Annotated in this window: 26 protein-coding genes and 1 riboswitch; of the genes, 15 read left to right on the forward strand and 11 right to left on the reverse strand. The window is 37.0% G+C overall.

Going from position 1 to position 26,732, the window contains the following annotated elements; translation table 11 throughout:
- The first annotated feature begins 181 nt into the window (after positions 1–181).
- The 5 genes from fdhF to LOK41_RS02485 all read left to right on the forward strand — a co-directional run bounded on the left by fdhF (position 182) and on the right by LOK41_RS02485 (position 5,275).
- Positions 182–3,136, forward strand: a complete 2,955-nt coding sequence (fdhF, locus tag LOK41_RS02465) for a formate dehydrogenase subunit alpha (protein WP_241815017.1) — start codon at positions 182–184, stop codon at positions 3,134–3,136.
- Positions 3,136–3,615 (forward strand): helical membrane plugin domain-containing protein, encoded by a 480-nt coding sequence (locus tag LOK41_RS02470; RefSeq protein WP_241815018.1) that lies wholly within the window; start codon positions 3,136–3,138, stop codon positions 3,613–3,615. The genes fdhF and LOK41_RS02470 overlap by 1 nt, the downstream gene beginning before the upstream one ends.
- Before the next feature lie 364 nt (positions 3,616–3,979).
- Positions 3,980–4,390, forward strand: coding sequence for a phosphate-starvation-inducible protein PsiE (locus LOK41_RS02475; RefSeq protein ID WP_241815019.1), 411 nt, complete (start codon positions 3,980–3,982; stop codon positions 4,388–4,390).
- A gap of 22 nt (positions 4,391–4,412) precedes the next feature.
- Positions 4,413–4,766, forward strand: a complete 354-nt coding sequence (locus tag LOK41_RS02480) for a Na-translocating system protein MpsC family protein (RefSeq protein WP_241815020.1) — start codon at positions 4,413–4,415, stop codon at positions 4,764–4,766.
- 131 nt (positions 4,767–4,897) lie between these two features.
- The gene (locus LOK41_RS02485; RefSeq protein WP_241815021.1) at positions 4,898–5,275 is read left to right on the forward strand and encodes a nucleoside triphosphate pyrophosphohydrolase family protein; all 378 of its coding nucleotides are present in this window, start codon (positions 4,898–4,900) and stop codon (positions 5,273–5,275) included.
- Positions 5,276–5,285: 10 nt separating this feature from the next.
- Here LOK41_RS02485 and LOK41_RS02490 read toward each other — a convergent pair whose 3' ends face one another.
- From LOK41_RS02490 to LOK41_RS02505, 4 genes are all read right to left on the reverse strand, one after another.
- Positions 5,286–6,422 carry a Ger(x)C family spore germination protein gene (locus LOK41_RS02490; protein WP_241815022.1) on the reverse strand — a complete coding sequence of 379 codons (1,137 nt, stop codon included), beginning with the start codon at positions 6,420–6,422 and terminating at the stop codon, positions 5,286–5,288.
- Positions 6,419–7,519, reverse strand: a complete 1,101-nt coding sequence (locus tag LOK41_RS02495; protein ID WP_241815023.1) for an endospore germination permease — start codon at positions 7,517–7,519, stop codon at positions 6,419–6,421. The genes LOK41_RS02490 and LOK41_RS02495 overlap by 4 nt, the downstream gene beginning before the upstream one ends.
- Positions 7,464–9,056: a spore germination protein gene (locus tag LOK41_RS02500; protein ID WP_241815024.1), complete on the reverse strand. Its 1,593-nt coding sequence runs from the start codon at positions 9,054–9,056 to the stop codon at positions 7,464–7,466. Before LOK41_RS02500 ends, LOK41_RS02495 begins: the two co-directional genes overlap by 56 nt.
- Positions 9,057–9,361: 305 nt before the next feature.
- Positions 9,362–10,171 (reverse strand): alpha/beta fold hydrolase, encoded by an 810-nt coding sequence (locus LOK41_RS02505; protein WP_241815025.1) that lies wholly within the window; start codon positions 10,169–10,171, stop codon positions 9,362–9,364.
- 229 nt (positions 10,172–10,400) lie between these two features.
- Here LOK41_RS02505 and LOK41_RS02510 point away from each other — a divergent pair, with 229 nt between their 5' ends.
- The 4 genes from LOK41_RS02510 (at position 10,401) to LOK41_RS02525 (ending at position 15,006) form a co-directional block, all read left to right on the forward strand.
- The gene (locus tag LOK41_RS02510) at positions 10,401–11,600 is read left to right on the forward strand and encodes an ATP-binding protein (RefSeq protein WP_241815026.1); all 1,200 of its coding nucleotides are present in this window, start codon (positions 10,401–10,403) and stop codon (positions 11,598–11,600) included.
- Between the two features lie 232 nt (positions 11,601–11,832).
- Positions 11,833–13,056 carry an ATP-binding protein gene (locus LOK41_RS02515; RefSeq protein ID WP_241815027.1) on the forward strand — a complete coding sequence of 408 codons (1,224 nt, stop codon included), beginning with the start codon at positions 11,833–11,835 and terminating at the stop codon, positions 13,054–13,056.
- A gap of 608 nt (positions 13,057–13,664) precedes the next feature.
- Complete coding sequence (locus LOK41_RS02520; protein ID WP_241815028.1) at positions 13,665–13,988, forward strand: iron-sulfur cluster biosynthesis family protein; 324 nt, start codon at positions 13,665–13,667, stop codon at positions 13,986–13,988.
- Between the two features lie 112 nt (positions 13,989–14,100).
- Positions 14,101–15,006 carry a DMT family transporter gene (locus tag LOK41_RS02525; RefSeq protein ID WP_241815029.1) on the forward strand — a complete coding sequence of 302 codons (906 nt, stop codon included), beginning with the start codon at positions 14,101–14,103 and terminating at the stop codon, positions 15,004–15,006.
- 28 nt (positions 15,007–15,034) lie between these two features.
- Here LOK41_RS02525 and LOK41_RS02530 read toward each other — a convergent pair whose 3' ends face one another.
- Positions 15,035–15,256 carry a hypothetical protein gene (locus LOK41_RS02530; protein WP_174100125.1) on the reverse strand — a complete coding sequence of 74 codons (222 nt, stop codon included), beginning with the start codon at positions 15,254–15,256 and terminating at the stop codon, positions 15,035–15,037.
- 518 nt (positions 15,257–15,774) lie between these two features.
- Between LOK41_RS02530 and LOK41_RS02535 the strand changes: the two genes are divergently transcribed.
- Positions 15,775–16,146 (forward strand): ATP synthase subunit I, encoded by a 372-nt coding sequence (locus tag LOK41_RS02535; protein WP_241815030.1) that lies wholly within the window; start codon positions 15,775–15,777, stop codon positions 16,144–16,146.
- 495 nt (positions 16,147–16,641) lie between these two features.
- On the opposite strand, the gene pckA is transcribed toward LOK41_RS02535, so the two are convergent.
- Positions 16,642–18,228: a phosphoenolpyruvate carboxykinase (ATP) gene (gene pckA / locus LOK41_RS02540; RefSeq protein ID WP_241815031.1), complete on the reverse strand. Its 1,587-nt coding sequence runs from the start codon at positions 18,226–18,228 to the stop codon at positions 16,642–16,644.
- A gap of 370 nt (positions 18,229–18,598) precedes the next feature.
- Positions 18,599–18,720: riboswitch (SAM riboswitch) on the forward strand.
- Positions 18,721–18,886: 166 nt separating this feature from the next.
- Here pckA and metK point away from each other — a divergent pair.
- Positions 18,887–20,086, forward strand: coding sequence for a methionine adenosyltransferase (gene metK, locus LOK41_RS02545; protein ID WP_241815032.1), 1,200 nt, complete (start codon positions 18,887–18,889; stop codon positions 20,084–20,086).
- Between the two features lie 157 nt (positions 20,087–20,243).
- Here metK and LOK41_RS02550 read toward each other — a convergent pair whose 3' ends face one another.
- Positions 20,244–20,423 (reverse strand): hypothetical protein, encoded by a 180-nt coding sequence (locus LOK41_RS02550; protein ID WP_241815033.1) that lies wholly within the window; start codon positions 20,421–20,423, stop codon positions 20,244–20,246.
- Between the two features lie 22 nt (positions 20,424–20,445).
- Complete coding sequence (locus LOK41_RS02555) at positions 20,446–20,682, reverse strand: hypothetical protein (protein ID WP_241815034.1); 237 nt, start codon at positions 20,680–20,682, stop codon at positions 20,446–20,448.
- Positions 20,683–20,838: 156 nt separating this feature from the next.
- On the opposite strand from LOK41_RS02555, the gene LOK41_RS02560 reads away from it, so the two are divergent.
- Together LOK41_RS02560 and mobA are read left to right on the forward strand one after the other, a co-directional pair.
- Positions 20,839–21,348, forward strand: a complete 510-nt coding sequence (locus LOK41_RS02560) for a MogA/MoaB family molybdenum cofactor biosynthesis protein (protein WP_241815035.1) — start codon at positions 20,839–20,841, stop codon at positions 21,346–21,348.
- Positions 21,345–21,959 (forward strand): molybdenum cofactor guanylyltransferase, encoded by a 615-nt coding sequence (gene mobA, locus LOK41_RS02565; protein WP_241815036.1) that lies wholly within the window; start codon positions 21,345–21,347, stop codon positions 21,957–21,959. The genes LOK41_RS02560 and mobA overlap by 4 nt, the downstream gene beginning before the upstream one ends.
- Positions 21,960–21,993: 34 nt before the next feature.
- Here mobA and LOK41_RS02570 read toward each other — a convergent pair whose 3' ends face one another.
- The 3 genes from LOK41_RS02570 to LOK41_RS02580 form a co-directional block, all read right to left on the reverse strand.
- On the reverse strand, positions 21,994–23,139 hold the full coding sequence (locus tag LOK41_RS02570) for a glycosyltransferase family 4 protein (RefSeq protein WP_241815037.1): 1,146 nt from the start codon (positions 23,137–23,139) through the stop codon (positions 21,994–21,996).
- Positions 23,140–23,151: 12 nt separating this feature from the next.
- Positions 23,152–23,685, reverse strand: coding sequence for a phosphatase PAP2 family protein (locus tag LOK41_RS02575; RefSeq protein ID WP_241815038.1), 534 nt, complete (start codon positions 23,683–23,685; stop codon positions 23,152–23,154).
- A 492-nt stretch (positions 23,686–24,177) separates the two neighbouring features.
- Entirely contained in the window at positions 24,178–24,690 is a 513-nt protein-coding gene (locus LOK41_RS02580; RefSeq protein ID WP_241815039.1) for a gamma carbonic anhydrase, read from the reverse strand.
- 74 nt (positions 24,691–24,764) lie between these two features.
- Between LOK41_RS02580 and LOK41_RS02585 the strand changes: the two genes are divergently transcribed.
- A complete protein-coding gene (locus LOK41_RS02585) occupies positions 24,765–25,568 on the forward strand; it encodes an alpha/beta hydrolase (protein WP_241815040.1) in 804 nt (267 codons plus the stop codon).
- A 36-nt stretch (positions 25,569–25,604) separates the two neighbouring features.
- Positions 25,605–26,666, forward strand: coding sequence for a DUF2600 family protein (locus LOK41_RS02590; RefSeq protein ID WP_141540247.1), 1,062 nt, complete (start codon positions 25,605–25,607; stop codon positions 26,664–26,666).
- Positions 26,667–26,732 lie beyond the last annotated feature (66 nt).

A 26,732-nucleotide genomic window follows, 5' to 3' on the forward strand; every position in this document is an offset into this window, starting at 1 on the left:
GATGTTGGGTAATGACAAATTGCTTTAACATCCTGTTTTTTTCATTATATGTGGTGAGAAGGATTACTAGTAGGATCAAACTGCTTAGTTATTAGCCCGCCATAAAATAGAATGTGTATTTTACTTATACACTCTATTTTATGGCGGGCTTTTTTGATTTCTTTAAAAAGGAGAATGAACAATGGGAGGAACAGTACGAGTAAGAATTAATGGAAAGCAACATGAAGTAAAAGAAGGGACTCGAATTCTTGATTATCTTTTAGAACAAGGAGTAGAACACCCACATATCTGTTATTCAGAAGTTTTAGGTCCGATTCAAACTTGTGATACATGTATGTGTGAAATTGATGGCAAAATTCTAAGAGCGTGTTCGACAGAGTTTGAGGAAGGAATGAACATTTTAACTTCTTCAGAAAGAGCCAAAAATGCACAAACAGAAGCGATGGACCGCATTTTAGAGAATCACTTACTGTATTGTACCGTTTGTGATAATAACAATGGAAATTGTCGTGTTCATAACACAGCAGAACTGTTAGAAATTGAACATCAAACTCGTCCATTTAGGGAAAAAGGATATGAGGTGGATATGTCACATCCTTTCTATAGATATGATCCAGATCAATGTATCCTTTGTGGACGTTGCGTAGAAGTATGCCAAGATTTACAAGTAAATGAGACCTTATCAATTGATTGGGAACGTGAAATTCCACGTGTCGTTTGGGATGATGGTAAATCCATCAATGAATCGTCTTGTGTCTCTTGCGGACAGTGTGCCACAGTTTGTCCATGTAATGCATTAATGGAAAAATCAATGTTAGGTGAAGCGGGGCTTATGACCGCGATTCCAAAAGACTTACTAAACCCTATGGTTGATCTTATTAAAGAAGTTGAGCCGGATTATAAAACAATTTTTGCATTATCAGAAGTGGAAGCAGCTGCTCGTGATAAACGGACGAAAAAAACAAAAACAGTTTGTACATTTTGTGGTGTAGGTTGTTCGTTTGAAGTATGGACAAAAGGGCGTGAAATTTTAAAAGTTGAACCAACTGAAAATAGCCCGGTAAACAGTGTTTCGACATGTGTGAAAGGCAAATTCGGCTGGGATTTTGTAAATAGTGAACAACGTCTTACAACTCCATTAATTCGAAAAGGAGATGCATTTGTTCCTGCTACTTGGGAAGAAGCACTTACATTGATCGCAGAAAAAATGGGTGCCATTAAAGAAACGTATGGAGGAAATGCAATTGGCTTTGTAAGTTCGTCGAAGACAACAAATGAAGAATCGTATCTGATGCAAAAATTAGCTCGTCAAGTGTTTGGAACGAATAACGTAGATAACTGTTCTCGCTATTGTCAGTCTCCTGCAACAGATGGATTACTCGCTACCGTTGGGTACGGAGGAGATTCAGGTACGATTCGAGATATTGAAAGTGCAGGTCTTGTTATCACGGTGGGAGCTAATCCAACTGAGGGGCATCCTGTTTTAGCAACGCGGGTAAAACGTGCGAAAAAATTACGTGGCCAAAAATTGATTGTGTCAGATCTTCGTAAGCATGAACTGGCAGAGCGTTCTGATTTATTTTTACATCCGAAACAAGGAACGGACTTCGTTTGGTTAACTGCTATTGCAAAATATATGATTGATCAAGGTTGGCACAATGAAGCATTTATTAAAGCTCGTGTAAATAATTACAAAGAGTATATAAAGCTTCTTAAAAAATATACACTCGACTATGCAGTTGAAGTGACAGGTCTTCCAAAAGAACAACTAATTAAGACAGCTAAAATGATTCATGAAGCAGATGGAACATGTATTTTATGGGGAATGGGTGTGACGCAAAATGTCGCAGGTTCCCATACGTCAGGTGCTATTGCTAATCTTCTACTCGTAACAGGTAATTTCGGTCGTCCTGGAGCAGGGGCATACCCACTTCGTGGCCATAACAATGTACAAGGTTCATGTGATATGGGATCTCTGCCGCAGTGGCTCGCAGGAAACCAGCGTTTAACAGACAGTACAGCACGCACCAAATTTGAAAAAGCGTATGGCGTAACAATTTCTGAAAATCCAGGATTTACGAACATTGATATGTTAAAGGCATCAGAAGAAGGAAAATTAAAAGCTATGTATCTTATGGGGGAAGACATGGCGTGGGTAGATTCAAACGCTAACCATGTGCATGAAACCCTTAGTAAGCTAGAATTCTTTGTTGTTCAAGATGTGTTCTTAACAAAAACAGCGCAGTTTGCGGATGTTGTGTTACCAGCAGCTCCATCTCTTGAAAAAGATGGAATATTCACCAATACAGAACGACGTATTCAACGTCTATATCAAGTACTTGAGCCACTAGAGGAATCAAAACCAGACTGGTGGATTATTCAACAAATTGCTAAATATATGGGGTTTGATTGGGGCTATAAACATCCAAGTGAAATCATGGACGAAATTTCTAATCTTTGTCCGACTTTTGCAGGAGTATCATACGAGAGACTTGAAGGATGGAATAGTTTAATATGGCCGGTACAAAAAGATGGCACAGATGAGCCACTTCTTTATACAGAGCGTTTCAATTTCCCTGATGGAAAGGCGCGTTTTTCTCTTACAGAATATATTCCGCCTATTGAATTTGCACAAGATTTTGATCTTACATTGAACAATGGACGACTTTTAGAACATTTCCACGTTGGAAATATGACAAATAAATCAAAAGGTCTTCAATATAAATTACCTGAAGTGTTTGTGGAAGTCTCACCTGAACTTGCGAAGGAACGGAAGGTGGAAGATGGATCATTAGTACGCCTTATTTCTCCATATGGTGCGATTAAGCTTCGTGCAGTTGTAACCGAGCGCGTTCAAGGCAAAGAATTGTATGTTCCTATGCACTCAGTAAGTCATGAAAATGCGATTAATATTTTAACTGGAAGTGTCGGAGACGTTCGGACACAGACTCCAGCTTACAAACAGACAAAAGTGAAAATGGAGGTAGTACCAGCAAAAGGACGTAGACCACTTCCGATGTATAATCCTCGTTACGCAAAACGTAATCCTCAGTTAGGTGTCCAAGTGGAACGTAAGTGGGCACGCAAAGATTACGAAGCAATTTCGGACTTGAATGTATCAGGGGGGAACAAATAATGGCAAAGCCAATTACGAAGATAGATGAGCCAATCCTTACCGAAAAGGAAAAACAAGATCAATCACTGAAAGAGGTTTTACAAGACTTATCCCAAAATGCTGATGGGATTAAAGAGACCATGCAACTTCTTCAAGAACTCCACGAAAGTGGAATTCTTGGAGCCATTAACAATCTTGTTGAAGCGAAAGAACAAGTAGCCAAAATAGCAGTAGGACAAATGTTACGTCCCCCTGTAACAAATGCCATTAATAATGCAATGGCTGCAGGTGGACTATTGACAGAAATGAACCCTGAAACAACAAAAAAACTGATGGCAGGCCTATCGAAAGGTCTTCAAAAAGCAGAGGAAGGGTTACAGGCGAATAAAAAAGTTAGTGTTTTTGATTTAGTAAAATTAATGAGAGATCCTGATGTGAATCGTGTTCTGAAATTTTCTATTGATTTATTAAAGGGGTTAGGTGAAGGACTAAAGGATTAGCCTCAGTAGGTCAATAACTTAGTAGATAGGAAAGAAATTTCACAATTGTTCTATACGGCTCTTAGATTGTGATTCAAGAATTTTTCTTCATCTGTTTTTTGTGATTACTGGATACAGATGAGGGGAAGTTCTAATTCTTGTTTTTAAAGATGTATTTTGCTACAGTTCATACTTATGAACGATCTTATTTAGGGTTCTGTAAGTATGTTTTTCACCGACTGAATTTCATAATTCATTCCATGCTTATTCTTTCTAATAGTATTCTTTTATACATGGTGTAAAAAATGGAAAAAAGTAGATTCAGTTGACTTTTGGGGGAATTTCGATTCAAAGCGAAAGGGGATAATAAAGATGGAGGATACTGATGTTTGAATCGGATAAGCTAGAAAAGGGGAAGTGGCTGATAAAACTGTATCAAACGATATTGAATGCAGCATTGATTTTTCTTAGCTTTATGCTTGTTTATTTTCTTTTTAGAGAACTTTATTACATTTTAAATGATATCTTTGGGGGTAATGGGAATATTCATGAGATTTTTGGTAAAATCCTAATATTTTTCTTATATTTCGGTTTTATTTCTATGATTGTACGATATTTCAAAGAAGATTACCATTTTCCATTACGATACCTTCTATACATTGGGATTACAGCTACCATTAGATTTATTATAGTAAATAACGGAGAACCAATTCAAAATTTCTGGTTATCTATCGTAATTTTTGTACTTACAATAAGTTATATAATCTTACCGCACGCAGACGCTAAAAAGGATTAAAGGATCAGATAGGAGAAATAAAATGAAAAAAAATGTGGAACATCAATTCAATATGTTACTTCGTGAAATACGCAAAGAATATATTGGAAATGGCCCAAAAGAAATTACAACTCGTTTTGTAGGCTCTTGGGTTATTAGTGAGATGAAAGGCAATTTGACGAATGTGGAACATTTTATGATGGGTTCACCAGAAGGGCAACGAGTCGTTCATGAAGCACGAACGAAGTTAGTAAAACAGATTTATAAGAATCCTTTAGTTTTGAAAAAAATTGAGGAGATAACAGAGGCGAAAGTTGTAAATATTTTTACAGATATTGATATAGAAACAGATACAGCGATGACTATTTATGTATTTGACAAACCTATTCAGGGATAATTATTATCTACGCTTTTGAATAATAATGGACTCATATTTTAGAATGGAAATGATAAGGCTAGGGTTTACATATGAAACCCTAGCCTTTAATAAAGATATTTAATTGTATATACAGTTAAGGAGGAGCTGTTATGGACATAAAAAAAATGATAGAAATGATAAAGGTAACAGAGGTTGATACAGAATTACTTGTTTCCAAAATACACAGAAATCTCATAGACCTTTATAACAAAAAAGATATTGGAGATTACACTGGAATTTTAAACGATATGCTAGTATTAGCGGTTCACCTTAAATTTGATATGGTTTTAAAATATTTTGGTGCAGCTCCGATTGTTGCTGCGGATGAAAGAATTCAATTTCAGGAAACATTTAAATGCTTAGGTACAAGAAACAACAATAAAGATTGGTTTTTACATTTATTTTCTTTATTTTTAGGAATAGCTTTTGTTTTTAAATTTGATACGAGTGAAATTGAAAGGGATTTCTTTGAAAAGAAAAGAAGGTGATGTTTTTCTTTTATTCAATAATTCCATTTTCTAAAATTTTTAGAGTGGGTGTTACTTTAACACTTGCTTCTGAGAACGTATGTGGCCATTCATTTTCAATTTCTTTCCAGTGTTTATATTGAAAGGCACGTGCATAATCGCCAAACCCGAATGGGTCAAGCTTTTGTCTTTGTACCTTATAGATTAAGTCATTAAAATCTTTCTCTAGCTGTTTCGTAATAAGTGCAGTTAATTTCACTGTATCTTTTTTCATGTCTATATCAAATGTACGCTCTGCGATGGAAACCTTGAGTTTCATCTTAATATCAAAAACAAAATGATTTCCATTATAGCGAGTTGAAATATCACGGTTTATATCAAGAACATTTATCGTTACAAAGCCCTTTTCTTTTGTATTCCGAAGAGAACTAGGGATTGCAACTGCTGCAGAAGGTATACGTATTGTAAGGGAAACAGGTGGAGTTGCCTCCTTTTGCAGCATAAGAAGCAGTGCGCTTTCAGTGCGATTTAAAGACATCTTATAGATTACTCGGCGAGTTAAAAGCGCAGAACCAGTGACTACGAGTTCCCTCTTTCCTTTTTCTACCTCTGAGATTGCAGGTGTTATTCCTTTATTAAAAGATTGTTGATGGAATTTATGAAAAGTAGTAAAAGCTGTACGATTATATAGTCTGTTTGTATTAGTCAAATCAGTCAAGTATTCAGGAAGTGGCGGCTTATCTTTAAAGTCATTATATATAATAGAAGAAACGGGTCCTTTCACAGCAACAATACGCATACTTCCAGTGTTTTTTGGATCACGATACCATACATCAAGGTAAGGCATAGCTCCTTTCTTTTCTAAAAGGTTTTGGCTGAATAAGATGAGTTGTAATTTTTCAGTAGAAACTAAACCATTACTTGAGCTATTAAACATTTCTTTCGCTTCCCTTGATGTATTCACTCGCGATTCATGTACTTCATACTTTTTCTCAACATCTTCATTAAAATTGGGGATTAAATTGTAAACTGTCAATTTCCCTTTTTTGTCCGTATCAAACCCGTAAATTAATGATATAGATTGTTTTTCCAAGTCAAGTCGATCACTACAGCCTGTCAGAAGGGTTAACAGAAAACAGGTCAAGATGAACTTCATGAACTGTATCATTTACTTCTCCTCCTTTGCCAGCGTTGATAAACTGTTATGTACAAGAGAAACACAACCGGAAATATAAAAGCAAAGAAATAGCTAGTTTTTCCCAAAAATTCCCTTAATGTGTCTATTTGGTAAGAGGAAGGCGTGTAGAAGAAAAAAATGAAAACATATGCAGATAGTATGATGCAAATAGGTAATGTACTCTTTTGTTTATTAAATAATTGATTTATTCCATCAGTAGCAGCAAAAATGTAAGGAATACAAGAATCAAAAACAATAAAGAGATAGAACGACAAAAAAATAATTTCAAACCGTTCGAGAAACGAATAGTGAAATGGTGTAACAAGGGAAAGTGTTGGCCATAAAAATTTTATTATTCCATCTGGACTAAAATAAACGAAACAAACGAGAGTGACTTGAAGATAAGCTAATAATGTAATTCCATTGGCGATGATAATACCTTTTACGGCAGATCGTTTGTTATTCAGATAAGGATAGAGGACAAATCCGAATTCAAATCCAAGAAAAGCAATTACGGTTGATTTCACAGTGTTAAAAATCGGCATCCACCCTTCTTTCACAAGAGGGAGAAGATATATCAAATGACCATCTTTAAGTGGAATCAATAATAACAATGGCATCCAAAGTGTAAAGAAAAAATGAAAGACTGCATAGCGACTTATGATTCGCACTCCGCTTTGAGCTAACATATACATTGGAATAGTTAATAAAATCATAATTAAATAAATTGGAGTTCTAGGCAAAATCCAAATATGAATAATCATTAAGAGAGAAAAAACCAAGGAAACAGCTGCAAGCAGAGAATATAGAATCCAGAGAACCATCCCTGTTTTTCCAAGCCATTTCCCTAGATAACGAGTCAGTATATGAAGTAAAGTATCTCCAGGATGCTTTGCCATGATTTGCACAATACATAGACTTACTAACGTAGTGAGTGCCCATCCCATAATAAGTGATATCCAACCATCTGTGCCAGCTCCTTGGGATAATTCCCGTGGAAGTGTTAGTAGCCCGAATCCAACTTGAACACCGCTAATCGTTAAAATGTACTGTAATAGAGAGATTTCCCGTTTTACAAATTTGTTCACTTATGATCCCCTTTTCTTTCATGTTTCCTTGCTTGTTTCCTTGTTTAGGCCGGAGAGATAACGGTCGTTTCTGCAGCAGACGCTGTGGTAAACGAATAAATGTATCTTTCCAATCGGAAATATGTTGTAGTGGCGAAATGGGACTGCTATAAGGAACACCGAGTGATTCTAAAGAAAGTAAATGAATAATGATTACGGTCATCCCGACCATAATCCCAATTATGCCGAACATAGAAGCGATAATCATCATAGGAAAACGAAGGAGACGAATTCCTGATGACATTTCCAAATTGGGAATGATGAAAGAGGCAATCGCGGTGATTGCTACGACAATAACCATAACATTACTTACAATCCCAGCCTGAACTGCCGCTTGCCCAATTACAATCCCGCCTACAACGCCTATCGTTTGTCCTATGGGACCAGGAAGTCGAATGGCTGCTTCACGGAGCATTTCAAGCACTAACTCCATCAATAGTGCTTCCAATATGGGAGGGAAAGGAATTTTGGCACGCGATTCCCCAATCGTTAACAGCAATTTGAGCGGAAGAACTTCATAATGAAAAGAAATCATAGCGATATAAAGAGCAGGAGCAAAAATCACAATAAATAATGCTGTAAGACGAAGCAATCGTATAAATGAAGCGATTGTTGATCTTGAGCTGTAATCATCTATCGTTTGAAAAAAGGCCGGAAAAGTCATAGGCCCAATTAATACACCTGGTGAGCGGTCTACAACAATAGCAATTCGACCTTGCAGCAGCTGATGTGCAGTTGTATCTGGACGTTCAGTTATAGAAAACTGGGGAAATGGGGTGTACGAGTTATCCTCAATTAACCCTTCTAATGTACCAGTACTAAGAAGAGCATCAATTTTGATAGATTGAATACGACTTTCCATTTCCTTAAGAGCATCTTCATTTGCAACATCTGCCAGGTAAAGCATAGAAACCTTGGCACTTGCTCGTTCTCCAACATTGAAATTTTTGACCTTTAACTCACGATTTGGGATGTAACGACGAATGAGGGCAATGTTTTCGCCAGCTATTTCCGTAAAACCTTGATGTGAGCTTTTCAATGAAGCTTCTGTCGATGGCTCCTGAATATTTCTCTTTGGTCCCCCTTGTGTTTCGAGTTCTAATGCTGTTACCTGACCATCAATAAGTAAAACGCTTTTACCATGTAGAAGAGCTTGTTCAATTTCTGACCATTTCTGAACCTTTTTGATCTGCCCAATGGAAACAGAAGACTTCCAAAAATCTTTCTCATTCCATTCCTGAAATAAGAGGGGGCGAAGAATATCTATATTGATGACAGTTTTATCTACTAATCCCTCCATATACACGAGTGCAGCTCCTTGTCCATTTTGTAATGGAAAGGTTCGCGTAATTAGCTCTGGAATTCCGTCAAATAGTTTGGACAAATGATTTAGATTTATGGAAATAGAAGAAGAAATCATACTGTTTAATACATTGTCAGCTTGTTCCTGCGTAGAAAAAGATTGTTTCCCTCGTAGCCATTTATGAAAAGAGTCCATACATTCACCTTTTCTCCTTATTGTGTTTCATATGGTTTATTATGGAGAATTAGATAAAGACATATACTTTTTTTAGGTCATGGAGAAAATGAACGATTGTAAGGAAACTTAATGAAATATTGCAGAAGAGGATGTTCGTGCAAAATGATAAATGAAATATATCGGCGATTCGGTAAATAGCGACACAAAAACAAGAATCTATTGTCTTTCGTTTCACGCATTAATGGGCAGTAAGACTCTCTAAGCTAGGTGGGGGATGAAGAAAACCTCTACTGATTAAAGATTCACTTTATTGGAATTGTTCATTACGTGTTTAAGAACTGTAAAAGTGCCTGATTAAGCTCGTTTGCTTGATCAATAGGTGCTCCATGTCCACTGTTAGTAAGGGAATATAATTTAGATCCTCTAATTCGTTGCTGCGTAAGCTCAGCACTTTTGAAAGGAATGAGTTGATCATGAACTCCGTGGAATATCATTGTTGGAACATGAATTTGATCTAAATCTTTTATTACATCTTCGTTCGCAGCGGCTTGAAGGATTTTAATAAGAGCATAGGAAGCGGATTGCAGTCCGAGGTAGGAAAACCAGTCTAACGTAGCGGAACCTAGGTTTCGATTGAAGAATGATAAGGACACATCGTTAAGAAATTTAGGTAGATTCATATACATTTGATTAATAAGGGTATCAGCTTGTTCCTTAGAAACACCGTAAGGAGAATCTTGATTTTTAACAAAAGAAGGGGAAACAGCATCTATTAGTGCTAATTTTGAAATATGTCTTCCGTTATAGCGAGACATGTATCGAATTGAAAGGGCACCGCCGACAGAAAAAACAACTAAAGTAGCATTTTCTATTTGAAGGGCGTCTAACACAATCGCAATGTCATCAGCTAAGCGGTCGTAGGAATAACCGGTCCAAGGTTTATCGGATTGTCCATTCCCTCGTATATCCATAGCGATACAACGGAACCCATGTTGTGGTAATACGTTAAATTGATATTGAAACATTTGATGATTTAACGGCCAACCATGGACGGAAAAAATAGGCTTACTGTCAGGACCGGGGTTCATATCCTGTACAAAGATATGTACATCTTTTTCGACTTTAACAAACATTGTTCAGCCTCCCGTTAACCGATTTTTACATATTCTATTCTTAATATGCACACTCCCATACTATAAGTATTATTTTTCATATTTTTTATGATTACGAAATGACGAATCAATCGGATTGCTGTGCCAAATAAAAGAGAAAAAGTATCGCAAATGTATATTGTCGTTTATTATAATAATGTGTGTTAGTAATCATATAACGAAAGTATATGGGGTTTGGGGAAGTGTTAAAGTGAAAGAAAACTTTATATCATTTCAAGAAGAAAAGAAAAATGCCTGCTTTTTTTTATGGGTATTGAGTATTGTATGGGTTATATATGAAATAGTTTATTCTATTATACTAGGAGATTCTGTACCACTTATAAGATTAGATGTTCAAATTCCAAAGTTTTTGTATGGAGCTTGCTTAATCGCATGCAGTATGTATCTGATAAAAAGAGAACAGGCATATCGTGTTAAGTACATATGTTTAGTAGCTTATATGTTTTCGGAAAGTTTTAATTTGTATTGGTATGCAATTCACAATAAAGTAGCATTTGATGATGGGAATATACTTGAATTTGTTTTTATTTTATTTGTGCCAATTTTTATGAGTAAAAGGTATTTACTGTGGCTATTTTTGATTTTAATGGGGAAATATAGTGCATTTTTGGTCCTGGGAAAAACGGGAGCATTTATGCCGTTGGTTATGTATAGTCTATTATTATTTGTAACGTATCTCTTATTGAATCGATTTTTACAGTACCTTTCTGCTGTAAACAATGTAATGATAGAAAAACGAGAGTCTGAAAAGCTCGCAGTTATTGGGAAAATGGCAGCGTCTGTTGGACATGAAATTAAAAATCCACTTTCATCATTAAGGGGATTTACACAATTGCAGAAAGAGAAATATATAGAGGATAAAGTGTATGAACAGATGATTGATGAAATTGAGCATATAAACAATATGATCAGTGAACTGATGATAATGGCAACTTGTAAGCCTTCTACCTACAATAGTTATTTAATAGAAGAAATTGTATCAAATGCGTTGAAAGAAATGAGTGCAGAAATCAAGAGGAAACAGCTGTATCTCACTTATGATGCCGCACCTGATCAAATAAAAATAGATTGTGATCATAGTAAATTAAAAGGAGTATTTCTATACATAATAAAGAACGCAATTGAAGCGATGGAACATGCCGGAACACTTCAGATACATATAAACAAAAGAAATGAAGATGGTGTAATCGTAAGTATTGTAGATAATGGGTGCGGCGTGCAGGAAGAGAATTTACAGCGTATAACAGAGGCTTTCTATACAACAAAGAAAGGTGGTATAGGATTAGGTCTTACTGTGGTTTGTAAAATTATTGAAGAACATAGTGGACAAATACATATTACGAGTAAAAGCAACGTAGGAACAAAAGTAGATATTATTTTACCTGTATAAGAACAAAAAACGACATAAACCCTTTCTTTTTAGGTAGGAGAGAGAATCCGACCATGCATAGAAACGGTCAGTGCTTGTTTTAGCCCCATGCCAAGTGAAAACAAAGGGAGAAAATGAGTAGATATTTCCTTTTGTTTTCATAGCCATAGTGTATATGCTGGAAAATCAAAATGAATTGATATAGAAGGCAAGATGGGTGAAGTATATCTATTGTGAATAGAGGAGTTACTACATGAACAGTGTTTATAGATTAACTAGGGAAGAGATCCGAACGTTAAAGCTGTTTTTAAGTTTATTCTTTACGACTTTTTTTATTTATGATGTTGCATATTATTATATTATGCCTAAGCTAGAAGGGGGAGGAGATGGGGCTCCAATTCTAGAAAGGGGTTTAGGGATATGGTTGTATATTCTCATGGTTATATTGGTGTTTGTGGGAATATATGTGGCGAAGCGACAGAATCCATATGCTGTGAAATATATTATTTTCATAGGATATAATATATTAGATTTCATTCATAATTTTATCATTTACTATGGAACAGATTTAGAGTTTGATGCAGGGAATATAGTAGAAGGATTTTTCTTCCTTTTTGCACCACTCTTTGTGAACAAACGCTATTTTTGGTTAGTAACAGGAGGGACAATCGTAAAGTATGCTTTAATGGGATTCGTCGTGAATTCTTTTATTGTTCTCATTCCTATTGTTCTTTGTAGCTTGTTTTCAGTTATAGGGTGGATTATTTTATTGAGGTTTCAATCCTATATACGCACAATCGAACTGACGCATAAGGAATTGCAAAAGTCAGAGAAGATGACTGTAATTGGAAGAATGGCGACGGTTATCGGGTTTAAAATGCGTAATCCACTAATGCTATTAAAAAGCTTTGTTAGCAAACAACAAGAAAAGTATCCTGAGGATAAAGTATATTGTGACATTATGGAGCAGGAAATCGAAAGAATCGATACAATTGCCACCGAACTTGTGGAGCTAGGAAATTCTAAGCCAATGGAATGCGGGAATCATAATATAAAAGACATTCTTTCATACGTGGTAAGAATTATGGGACAGCCTGCTTCGGAACGAGGAATTAAAATACATACCATTTATAAAGGTGAGTTACCAAATATAACATGTAATGAAAAACGTTTAAAACAAGTGTTTTTAAATGTAATAAAAAATGCGATTGAATCGATGCATGCTGGTGGAATAATTATCATTCAGGTAGCTGTAAAAGATGCGATGATTATTCGGATCACAGATGAAGGATGCGGCATACCGAAAGAAAAAATTCCTAAACTGAGTGAAGCTTTTTATACAACAAAAGACGATGGAACTGGCTTAGGATTAATGGTTACATATAAGATTATTGAAGAACATCAAGGGAAAATACAATTTGAGAGTGAAGTTGGAGTTGGGACTACGGTTGAGATTGTGCTCCCAATTTCGGAATAAAATAAAAAGAGAAAATCCGTTCGCGAAACGAATTTTCTCTTTTTTGATGTCATAAGTCTTACATATTATTAGGGGTCTAGTAGTCCTTAAGTTTTCAAGTTAGCAATTTGCATGAAGAAGGATTACTAACAGATTTCTTTAGGATTATATCATATAAAGTATCAAGAAATGATATGTAATATTTCATATTGAAGTCTAGAACAACGCAGCCTATTGATAGGTAGATGTGTACATTGTATAGTGGTCGTAATTTTCTGTATACAATAAATGGATAGAATTCTTAAAAACAATGGTACAATATAAGAATTATCCCGCATTAAAGGGCAGTAATACTCCCACCTCAAAATTCGGCGAAAGCAATGTCCAGCTCTAGCGGCTAGAATCTCCGGTCGTTTCGCCCCCTCGGACGAGGCAAAAAGCGCCTCTCTGTCGGGGGCTCCAACGTCCTGCGATTCTGAGCGAACCGCTTCCGCTTTTCTAAAGAAGTTAGGTGGGAGATAAACTGCCCGTAAAAGCCCGATTGGTGAGGGCTCATAATCAGTGGGGGATGGAGAAAACCCCCACTGATTAAAGTTTCATTTTATGTAAAGAGGTAGGAGGACTATTGAATGTACGTTACTGTAACAGATGAAGCATATAGAAAGATTATGGATACGATTCCAAGTGAAGCGAAGTTTATAAAATTATTTTATGATAATGAAGGATGCGGCTGCGTGATGAGTGGCATTATTGATTTAGTGGCTGTATCGGAAAAAGATGAGCGTGACATAGACATCGAGTCAAATCAATTACAGTTTATTGCGGATCGCACAAAACTTGTTTTTATGGATGATAAGTTGACTGTTGATTTACATGAATCAGGAGGACATTTTCAACTGAAAAGTCCAAGTCAATTTTATAATCCAAATATGAAACTTCATATTCGAGTATAATTTATTCAGAGGGAGCAAATTGTATGCTCCTTTTTCTTATGCAATTTTTCATGTAATGAAATGTACATATGATTGAATTTTCTGTATAATTTTCTATGCGGAGGGGATACGCATGAGAAGATGGGGAATTGAATTATTACTTTTAAGTGTTGTTATGATTTGGGGTGTCAATTATACAATTGGAAAATACGGACTCGTAGAATTTACAGCAATTGAGTTTACTGCGCTCCGTATGATTGCAGCAGCACCGCTATTATTATTACTTACATTTTATATTGAAAAGTCATTGCATATGGAATTAAGGGATATACCAAGGCTTATTGTAGTTAGTGTGGTGGGAATCGTGCTGTATCAAACATTATTTATGGAGACCATCAAATATACATCCGCTACGAACGCTTCCTTACTCATTTCTATTTCACCTATTTTCACAACAATGTTTGCGATTTTTTTGAAACAAGAGAAGTTTTCCCAGCGGAAGTTAGTTGGTTCTATGATAGCTTGCATCGGTGCGGCCCTTGTTTTATTAGCTGGGCATTCACTTGCTGGTTCTTTTTATGGAAATGGAATTGGACTCATTACATCGATATGCTGGGGGCTCTATCCAGTTTTAGCAGGACCACTGATTAGAAAATATTCAGCACTTCGCGTAACTGCATGGTCAGCAGTTGTTGGAGCGATTCCACTCGCTATACTGAGCGGATGGCATATTTTTTCATTGCCGTTTCAAATTGAACAAGGAATGACATGGTTTGCGCTATTGTATTCTATTTTCTTTGTCACAGTATTTGGCTTAGTTATGTGGTATATTGGAGTTCAAAAAATTGGGGCCTCTCATACAATGGTGTATATGTATATTACGCCATTTGTTGCAGTTGTATTTGCGGCGGTATGGGCGAAGGAATATATTTCGCTGCAACAAATAATCGGCGGAGGGATTATTTTTCTCGGTTTATGGTTTGTGAAATCTGAAAAGTTTGAAACGCAGTCAATTGCGCCAGAACATATATCAAAATAGGAAAACAGATCAGTTATGATCTGCTTTCCTATTTTTTTATTTTGGGCAGAAATATAAGGAACAAAATAGCAGTAATAAGTGGAAGTAAGTTGAGAAAAGGTATGCGAAACAGCGCAATGAGAATAATACCAGGGAGAAGGACACCGAGGACAGCATAGAAAATGCTATGTTTTTTTGTGTACCAATATAACGAGAGTCCTATAAGTGCAGGGATAATGAGGTGGATGAGAGCCATTAAAAAATAAATCATGGGAGGCCTCCTTTAAAAGATATTAAAAGCTTTCTTTTTAGATGGGAGAGAGAATCCCCTCATGGATAGAAGCGGTCAGTGCCATTTTTCGCCCCCATGCCATGTGAGAACAGAAAGAGGGAACGAGTAGAGGTCTCTTTATGTTTCCGAGGCCGTGGTTTATATGTTGAAAAACTAAAACGTGTATATATACATCATATCCATATGTTTATAGATTGATATCACTTTTTTGTAAATCTATGAAAAAATGTTTGAAAAAAAGTCATAAATTGCGTCTGTCTTCAAACTAGAAATCTTGTATAATATTATTTCTGAAAAATATTTTAACAACATAAGTGTAGTGTTTATGTTGTTTTTCTTTTAAATGTAACAGATAAAGTGAAACTTTAATCAGTGGGGAGGATTGATCCCCTACCTAGCTTCCTTGTTTTTGCTGAATTTTGAGGTGGGAGACTTACTGCCCGTTAATGCGGGGTAAAGTCTGATGATATGTAAATAAGATGATAAAGGAGAACTACATGATTAGTATGTCATTAAGGTCATTTAAAATTCAAATGTATTATTTGCTAGGCGCAATGCCATTAGGATGGGCGATGACACCTTTTTCTGCTCACTTTTTAGGTGTAGGGATTGGTTTACTCGTTAGTATGTATTGTGTTTGGATTTTAGGAAGACGTATCGAAAAGCTTGGAGATAGTATTGTAAAAAAGAGTAAAGCACCAACACTTGGTATGATTAATCGCTTTGCAGCGGCAATTCTCGGTGCAATTATTATGTATGAGATTGAACATCATATGGTTATGTGGGCGTTTGCTGTTGGAATTATGGGTGGTTATTTCTTAATTGTTATTAATTTAGGGTATTACAGCATGAAAGATGCGAGGAAATAGATAAGTACAAAAACCAAAAAAACTTTTCTTTTAGGTGGGAGAGAGCGTCCGACCATGGATAGAAGCGGTCAGTGCCATTTTTCGCCCCATGCCGTGTGTGAAAACAAAGGGAGCAAGTGAGAGGGAAATCCACTTTTATTTTTGAAGCCGTGATGTGTATGTTGGGAAATCAAAATATATAAATTTCCCCTCCTGGTATACTCCTTTTCTTTTTGAGTAGGGAGAGAGCGTCCGGCGATGTGTAGAAGCGGTCAATGCTTTTTTTGCTCCATGCCGTGTGTTAAAGCAAAGGGAGCAAGTGGGTAGGAAGTTTGCATTAGGAGTACCACGAAAGTAAAAGAAAGAAGCTTACGTTTTTATCGTAAGCTTCTTTTTTATTGTAAGTATGTGTAACCAGCAAAGTCGCATGGGTTTTGTCGGTGAGTACGCGATCCTTTTAGGTTACAACATGCTTATTCATATGAGTAAAGGTCATTCAGACAGTAAAGGTTTAAATTAAGCGATTGGACCGCCCAATTTGATAATATCTTCAGAAACATTCTCGAATTTCTTGAAGTTTTCTTTGAATTCATTTGCAAGTTCGATTGCTTTTGCTTTGTAAGCTGCTTTATCAGCCCATGTTTGTTCAGGCATTAATACTTCATCAGGTACACCTGGTACATGATGTGGTACTTCAAGACCGAAGATGTCATGTTTCGCTGTTTCAGCTTTATCAAGCTCGCCGTTTAATGCTGATTGTACCATTGCGCGAGTGTAACCTAAGTTCATACGTTTTCCAACGCCGTATTCGCCGCCAGTCCAGCCAGTGTTTACTAAGAATACTTTCGCATCATGTTTCTCAATCTTTTCACCAAGCATTTCAGCATAGCGAGATGCATCAAGTGGTAAGAATGGAGAACCGAAGCAAGTTGAGAATGTTGCTTGCGGAGATGTTACGCCGCGCTCAGTTCCAGCTAATTTACTAGTGTAACCGCTTAAGAAATGGTACATAGCTTGCTCTTTATTTAATTTACTGATTGGAGGTAATACTCCAGATGCATCAGCAGTTAAGAAAATAATTGTATTTGGATGTCCTGCAACACTTGGTACTACGATATTATCAATCGCATCAATTGGGTATGCAGCACGTGTATTTTCTGTTAATGTAGTATCATTATAATCTGCAATACGTGTTTGATTATCAATTACAACATTCTCAAGCACTGATCCAAATGTAATTGCATCAAAAATTTGAGGCTCTTTCTCATGAGAAAGGTTAATACATTTCGCGTAGCAACCGCCTTCAATATTGAATACGCCATTATCAGACCAACCGTGTTCATCGTCACCAATTAATTTACGGTGTGGATCAGCAGATAGCGTTGTTTTACCTGTTCCAGATAAACCGAAGAATAAAGCAACATCGCCTTCTTCACCTACGTTTGCAGAGCAGTGCATAGATAAAATATCTTGTTCTGGGAGTAAGAAGTTCATGATAGAGAAGATTGATTTTTTCATTTCTCCAGCGTATTCCGTACCACCGATTAATACGATGCGTTTTTCAAATGAAACCATGATAAATGCTTCAGAGTTTGTGCCGTCAATCTCTGGATCTGCTTTAAAGCTTGGTGCAGAAACAATTGTGAATTCAGATTCATGATTTGCTAATTCTTCTTCAGTTGGACGAATAAATAATTGATGTACAAATAAATTGTGCCATGCATATTCGTTAATAACTTGTAATGGAAGACGATAGTTGCGATCAGCACCAGCGAATCCTTTAAATACGAATAATTCGTCTTTTTCCTTTAAGTATTCTAATACTTTTGTATATAATTTATTAAAATGTTCTTCAGAAATCGGTTGGTTTACAGATCCCCAAGCGATTTTATCTGCAACCGATGCTTCTTTCACAATAAATTTATCTTTAGGAGAACGTCCTGTATACTTTCCTGTAGAAGCAGAGACGGCACCAGTAGAAGTTAATTTTCCTTCATTTCTCATTAGTACTTTTTCCACTAATTGTGGAACGCTTAGTTGAACCTGTGCATTGCTTCCGTTCAGTAATTCGTGTAATCCAATTTGGACATTCACAGTACTCATATTTATATACCATCCTTTTCATTTTAATGAAATATTTCTCGTAATCCCCACCAAGAGTATAACACAATCATATAAATAATGTATACTATTTATTTATTTTTGTTTGTGTGAATGTATAATTTTCCTATTAATATTTTATTCGACATAAAGTGAAACTTCCATCCGTATGTTTTTCACGGATGGTTAGCCCTCACCAATCGGGCATTTACGGGCAGTTATTACATATATCTTCTTTGTTCTTTCAAAATTTTTTTGGGGTGGGATATTACTGCCCGTTAATGCGGGGAGAAATGCGAAAAACTTGTAGGAATATGTGAATATTAATTGACAAATGAATATCATTTCTTTAGTATAGGTTGGGACGGATACTCTCTTATCCCGAGCTGGCGGAGGGACAGGCCCGATGAAGCCCGGCAACCTCACTTGTATTGGTAAAAACAAGTGAATAGGTGCTAAAACCTGTGCGAGGCGAAAGGTCTCGAACGATAAGAGCGAAGGGCAAAAAGCAGTATGCAAGTAGCAAATTAAACCTTTTCTCTATAAATAGGAAAGGTTTTTCTTTATGCTTGTGTGGGAGAATAAATGAATGTCGCAGTTTGTGGCAAATTAAGGATGAGTTCCGTACAATATATACAATTACTGTAGGGAGGTTTACCACATGACAAAACAACGTCATCTGTTCACATCTGAGTCTGTAACTGAAGGACATCCAGATAAAATTTGTGACCAAATTTCTGATTCAATTTTAGACGCGATCTTAGCAAAAGACGCAAACGCACGTGTAGCTTGTGAAACAACAGTAACAACTGGTTTAGTATTGGTAGCGGGGGAAATTACGACTTCTACTTATGTAGATATTCCAAAAATCGTTCGTGAAACAATCCAAGGAATCGGTTACACTCGTGCAAAATACGGATTCGATGCAGAAACTTGTGCAGTTTTAACATCTATCGATGAGCAATCTGCTGACATCGCTATGGGTGTTGACCAAGCGTTAGAAGCACGTGAAGGTCAAATGACTGACGCTGAGATTGAGGCAATCGGTGCAGGGGACCAAGGTTTAATGTTTGGTTTCGCATGTAATGAAACAAAAGAATTAATGCCACTTCCAATCTCACTTGCTCACAAATTAGCTCGTCGTTTAACGGAAGTACGTAAAGATGAAACATTAGAATATTTACGTCCAGACGGTAAAACGCAAGTTACAGTTGAGTATGATGAAAATGGTAAACCAGTACGCATCGATACAATTGTAATTTCAACGCAGCATCACCCAGAAGCTACGTGGGAACAAATCGATCGTGACTTAAAAGAGCATGTAATCAAAGCTGTCGTACCAGCAGAATTAATGGATGAGGAAACAAAATTCTTCATTAACCCAACTGGCCGCTTCGTAATCGGTGGACCACAAGGGGATGCTGGTTTAACAGGACGTAAAATTATCGTTGATACTTACGGTGGATACGCTCGTCACGGCGGCGGTGCATTCTCTGGTAAAGATGCAACAAAAGTTGACCGTTCTGCAGCGTACGCAGCTCGTTATGTTGCGAAAAACATCGTAGCAGCTGGTCTTGCTGACAAAGCAGAAGTACAACTTGCATACGCAATCGGTGTAGCACAACCAGTATCAATTTCAGTTGATACATTCGGCACTGGTAAAGTATCTGAAGAAGTACTAGTAGAACTAGTTCGTAACAACTTCGATCTTCGCCCAGCTGGCATTATCAAAATGTTAGACTTACGTCGCCCAATTTACAAACAAACAGCAGCTTACGGCCACTTCGGACGTACTGATGTAGACCTTTCATGGGAACGTACAGACAAAGCGGCAGCTTTAAAAGAGCAAGCTGGTCTATAATATAAGAAGAAAAAGCTTTGCGCGAAGGCGCAAAGCTTTTTTTATTGTATGGATTTTCTATTTACATGTAGATTGGCTAATTCCACTGCACATAATTATGGAATCAAATTTAGGAAGCTAACCAAGCAGAGTGTAGATTTTTTGCGAAACAATGCCATCAACCTTTCTTTTGACGCGCTTTTTCAGCACAAAATGCACTGCATAGCAAAAAGAGCGTCGCGAATCTCCAGCCACCGATTGCTGAATAAGGAACAGCATCCTTTAACGCCATCCCGGCACTGATGGAAGCGACAAATAGAAGGATAAATACGGTTGTGAGTTTTTGATAAAGTTCCATGGATAAACCTCCTATGAAAAAATTATTTCGTATCAGATTGTTTCGAACGATCCCAAGTCCATTGAAATAAGTAGGCGAGTACGAGAGGGCTTGCTGTACTTGTTAAGTATGTGTGGTCAGAACTATCTGACATTTTGGCAGATAATTTTAAAACATCGATATCCCATCCATAGGCAATGAGTTGGCAAAGGTTTAGAAGAATGAGAAATGGGATAATTGGCATATGTCGCCTTATAGTGTTAAATAGCACTCGAATCATAAAGCTCCCTTTTTATGGTTATATATACTAATATTGTATCATAATGCTTTATCCGTTCACTACATAATTATGTAAGTGTGATGTACTTCATATTTGATAGATTTTCTATCCGATATGATAAAATTATGAGTAGTTCATAAGAAGGAGCGAATAAAAATGAGCGTTATAGAGCATAAAAAACAAGCGCCAAAAAAAGTGCGCTGCAAAATTATTACGGTCTCTGATACACGTACAGAAGAGACAGATAAGAGCGGTAAGTTATTAAAAGAATTATTAGTAGAAGCAGGACATACGGTAACTGCTTATGAAATTATAAAAGATGATAAAGAAGATATTAGGCAAGCTGTATTATCTGGCTATCACCAAGAAGATGTTGACGTTATCTTAACAAACGGCGGAACAGGCATTACGAAGCGTGATGTGACAATTGAAGCCGTTTCAGCATTATTAGATAAGGAAATCGTTGGATTTGGTGAACTGTTTCGAATGATTAGCTACTTAGAAGATATCGGTAGCGCTGCAATGCTAAGTAGAGCGATTGGTGGAACAATAGGGAGAAAAGTTGTCTTTTCGATGCCTGGTTCTAGCGGAGCGGTTCGTCTTGCGATGAATAAATTGATTTTACCTGAGCTTGGACACATTACATTTGAGCTGCATCGCCAATGAAAAAAATAGCAGGAATTGTATTGGCAGGTGGTATGTCGAGGCGCTTTGGTGAGCCAAAAGCCTTAGCAAGCTGGCAAGGACATACTTTTATCGAACACATTGTTCAGGTCATGCAGACTACCGTGCAAGATGTAGTTGTCGTTAGCGTTAGTCATCCTGATATAAGAGAAAGAATTGTTACTTTAGTAGACGTTCCTGTTATAGAAGATATTCCTTCCTATAAAGGAGATGGACCGCTTGCGGGGATTGTATCAGGAATGGAGCATATAAATGCAGAGTGGTATATCGTTTCTCCTTGTGATACGCCAAATCTTTCAAATGAGTGGATCACAGTATTAACAAGGCAAATAGATGATGAATATGAAGCTATTATTCCGGTTATTGATGGAAGAAAGCAGCCATTATTAGCGGCATATCATGATCGTGTAAAAGAAAAAATATACGCATTGTTACATGAAGAAAAACGAAGTGTGGGACAGCTTTTATCGCAGTGTCATGTAAAGTATGTGATGGAAGAAGAATGGAATGTGGCGAAGGAATTGTTTATGAATGTAAATACACAAGAGGAATATGTCCGGTTACTGAATGAGAAAAAGAATAAAAAGGTATGACGTTATAGCGTCATACCTTTTTATTTTATGAGTATTAGGCAAGTAGTCCGGTATTGTTTTGCTGAAGCACCTCTTCATATTGCATGTATAAGCCGTAAAAAATCTCGTCCCAGCTTTGTGTAGTAGCGTAGGTTCTAGCAGCTATGCTCAGTTGTTTCCGCATTTCTTCGTTATTTAACAATTGATAAATGGATGATAAGAATGAGTTCACATTTTTTGGTTCACAAAGAACCCCTGTTTTTCCATCTGTAATAATATTTTTTATTCCGCCAGCATTTGCGCCAATTACGGGTGTACCACATACAAGTGATTCAAGTACGACATTGCCAAATGTTTCGGTGGTCGATGGAAATACCATTAGATCAGAGCATGCATAAGCTTCTGCTAAGCTTTCTCCTTGTAAATATCCTGTAAAGGTTACGTTAGTTGTTGGCGCGGTTTTACGTAATTCTTTGGCAAGGGGGCCATCTCCGGCAATAAGCCAATGAATATCATCTGTTCGTTCTTTAAGTGTTGTTTGAATCAATATACGAAGTGTCTCAATATCTTTTTCAGGGGTGATGCGTCCGGCATATGAAAGAATGTGTGGAGCAGTAATATTATATTTTTTTCGGAATACGTCTTTATTGTAAGCAGGATGGAAGAGAGAACCATCTACTCCCCGTGCCCATATATATAAATTTTGAAATTCCTTTTTAGCTAATTGCTGCAATGTTTCAAGAGAAGGGACAAAGTTTTTTTGCATATGGCTATGAAACCATTTTAAATAATTCCATAACATATTGGAGAAAAATTCAATTTTATAATACTTCAAGTAGGCATCAAAGTCAGTGTGATAAGAACCGACGAGAGGGATATTTAATTTTTTTGCGTAATACATGCCGCATAGTCCTATGTTAAAAGGGGTAGCGACATGAATGATATCGGGTCTAAAGCTAAGAAGCTCTCGCTTAATACGCGGAGTTGGAAAAGCAAATCGGCATTCTGGGTATAGTATTTTCAGCGGGATGCTTCTCATTTTATTCACATTGGCTACGAAGTCATCTTCTGCTGTATGCTGCGGTGCAAATACGGAATAGGAAATATTTTGTTTTTGAAAATAACAGGTCAAACGATCTAATGTTTTTGCCACGCCGTTTACTTGCGGTGTAAATGTATCAGTAAATATGGCGACTCTCATCCAATCGCTCCTTTACATGAAAAGTGGAATGAATTGATAAAAAGAGATGATGCCAGAACATGTGCCAAGGCACATACCTACAAGTACATCTGATGGATAGTGAAGCCCAAGATAGATACGGGAAATTCCTACAATCATTGCTAATGGAAGTAAAAAGGCTGCCAAGCTTGTATCATAACAAATAAATGGAACAACAATTGAAAAAATAGCTGTTGTATGACCAGACGGAAATGAATGATCTTGTAATGGATGCAATGGGTATTTCGCATCTTGAATTGTTAAATAAGGCCGTTTACGTGGGTACCATCTTTTTAAAATTTGCACAGGAATGTGACTGATTGCTAATGAAAGAGCTGCTGCAATTGCGGCATTGTGCAGAAGACCTTTTAAAAAGATAAGAAAGCATAACGTGAGTGAGATAGAAAAGATTGCACCACCGATATGTGTAATCGTGCGGAAAAAGATATTTAATGTTTTTTGATCAAAGTAACGGTTAATTCCTTTGAAAATGTAACATTCTACTTTATATAAGGAGCTGACCTTCATGAAACCTCTCTCCTCTCATTTACATATATATTCAGATGATATCTTCTATTTTAATAAGATTTTATTGAGGGAATAATAAGATTTTGTAAAGAAAAGGTTAGAGTTTTAACGAAAAAAGCTGCCAGTATGGTGGCAGCAAAGTATATAAATCCAATTTGATTTTTTAACATATAAAGTGAAACTTCCATCCGTGGGGGTTTTCTTCATCCACCACGGATGGTTAGTTGAATCAATCGGGCTTTTACGGACAGTTATCCGCCACCTATCTTCCTCGTTTCTCACTGAATATTGAGGTGGAGGCCTTACTGCCCGTTAATGCGGGATAAATTGAGGCTATGAAGAACAGAAAGAGGCTTTCACTCATTATCTCCTTCTGTTTTTACATGGCATAGGGCTAAAAAGGCACTGACCGCTTCTATGCATGGCTGGATGCTCTCACCCATCTCAAAAGAATGGTTTGATGTTAATTTTTTAATTTGAATTTATATGGAATCATTTTTGTAAGGATTTATAATACTGTCCTTTTTCAACATATTGTCTACGAATGCGTTCCATATCTTTTCGGTCTTCATCTGTTAATTCGCGAATAACTTTTGCAGGGCGACCGAAAGCAAGCGTGTTAGGAGGAATTTTCTTTCCTTGTGAAACTAAACTACCAGCGCCAATAAATGCACCTTCGCCAATTTCAGCGCCGTCTAAAATAATAGAGCCCATCCCGATTAAAGCATCTTTTTTTAAGGTGCAGCTATGTAAAATTACTTGATGTCCAACTGTCACATCGTCTTCTAAAATAAGAGGGTACTGCGGGCTTTGATGAAGTGTACATTGGTCTTGCACATTTACTCTGTTTCCAATGATTGTTGGTGAGACATCACCACGAATAACTGTATTAAACCAAATGCTTGATTCTTCACCAATTGTGACATCACCTGTAATCGTAACGTAGTCAGCGATAAAAGTACTACTCGCAATTTTCGGATTTTTATCTTTATAAGGATATATCATGTAAAGCCTTCCTTTCCTAGAAACTAGTTTTAGTGTATCAAATTACAGAAAAGAGCGAAATGGGGGAGTTTCGTATGTGGAATTATGAAGCAGAAGAGGCAAAAGCGGTAATCGTGATTGTGCACGGTGCGATGGAATATCATGGACGTTATGAGGCGCTAGCAGAAATGTGGACTCATTTCGGGTATCATGTTGTTATGGGAGATCTTCCCGCTCATGGAACAACTTCAAGAAATAGAGGACATATTGACTCATTTGATGAATACATAGAAGAAGTGAAATCGTGGGTAAAAGAAGCAAGGAAATATCGACTTCCTATTTTTTTATTTGGACATAGTATGGGCGGACTTATTGTGATTCGAATGATGGAAGAAACGAAGAGAGAAGATATAGACGGAATTATATTAAGCTCGCCATGCTTAGGTGTTTTAGCTACACCTGCCGCACCGCTTCGAGCTGCTTCAAAGTTGTTAAATATTCTCACGCCGAAACTTCAATTTCCCACCAACCTTACAGTAGAAATGTCAACGAGGAATAAAGAAATTCGTGATGCAATGGAAAATGATTCATTGTTCTTGCGTAAGGTGTCAGTTCGTTGGTATAGTGAATTGATAAAATCTATTGAGATTGCGCATGACAAAATAGATGATTTTCCAGATGTTCCGCTCTTGCTAATGCAGGCGTGTGAGGATAAACTTGTAGATAAAACACGTGTCCGTAAATGGTTTGATAACTTAAAGGTTAGTGATAAGGCGTATAAGGAATGGTCAAATTGTTACCATGAGCTATTAAATGAGTATGAGCGAGATGAAATTTTTAGCTATATCAAAGCATTTACTGAAATACACGTAAATAACATAATAGAAACAAATAAATAATGATTTGGACATTTAATAGAGGAGATGAAGGAAGAAGTGAACGTACCGAGTAATCCCATAACGCTCATGGCGAAAGTATACCGTGATGTGTTTCCGGTTGTACACCATGAGCTAGCGATGTGGAAAGAGCGTGCTTACCATATTCCGAATGACGAGCTTCATAATCAGGCAATTGCAAGTATTGAACATAAAACGTTTCATTGCGAGGGCGGGGGGATTTTAGCTCTGCTTGCAAATGAACACCGTGAGGACTGTATTCGTTTTATTGTGGCGTATCAGACGATTAGTGATTACTTGGATAACTTGTGTGATCGTAGTACATCGCTTGATCCGAATGATTTTGCTGCACTGCATGAATCAATGTTGACTGCATTAACACCTGAAAGTGAAGGCGCGAATTACTATCGTTACCGTGATGATCAAGATGATGGCGGTTATTTAGATGAGCTTGTTGCAACATGCCAAGAGGTATTAAGAAAAACAAAGCATTATGATAAAATTGCCCCCATTCTTCATGAACTTGCTTGTTATTATTGTGATTTGCAAATCCATAAGCATGTGAAATTAGAAGAGCGAGAACCGCGCTTGCAAACATGGTTTGAGGCTCATAAAGAAAATGTACCACCAATGAGTTGGTTTGAATTTTCCGCATGTGCAGGATCAACACTTGGAATTTTTTGTCTTGTTGCGTATGCGTTTCATGATGAACTACATGATGAAGATATTGCAAAGATTAAGCAAGGTTATTTCCCATATGTACAAGGGCTTCATATTTTACTTGATTATTTCATTGATCAAGAGGAAGATCGCGTTGGCGGGGACTTAAACTTCTGTAGTTATTATGAAAATGAACAAGTCATATTAGAGCGAATGAAGCATTTTGTGGAAGAGGCAGAAAGAAATATCGGTGACTTACCACATGCGAAGTTTCATCGCCTAATTAGCCGCGGACTCCTTGGAATTTATTTATCTGATCAAAAGGTATCAGAGCAAAAGAATATGCAGCAAATGGCACGGCGCATTGTGAAATACGGAGGCTTCACTTCACGCTTCTTCTATTGGAACGGGAAGATGTACCGAAAGAAAACAGCGCAGTGATGGAGGAAGGAAAAGACGTGTATGTGATGCACGTCTTTTTTTGATTGATTTTGTTTGAGAAACTTC

It is taken from the genome of Bacillus sp. TL12 (genome assembly GCF_022625245.1).
Lineage (GTDB): Bacteria > Bacillota > Bacilli > Bacillales > Bacillaceae_G > Bacillus_A.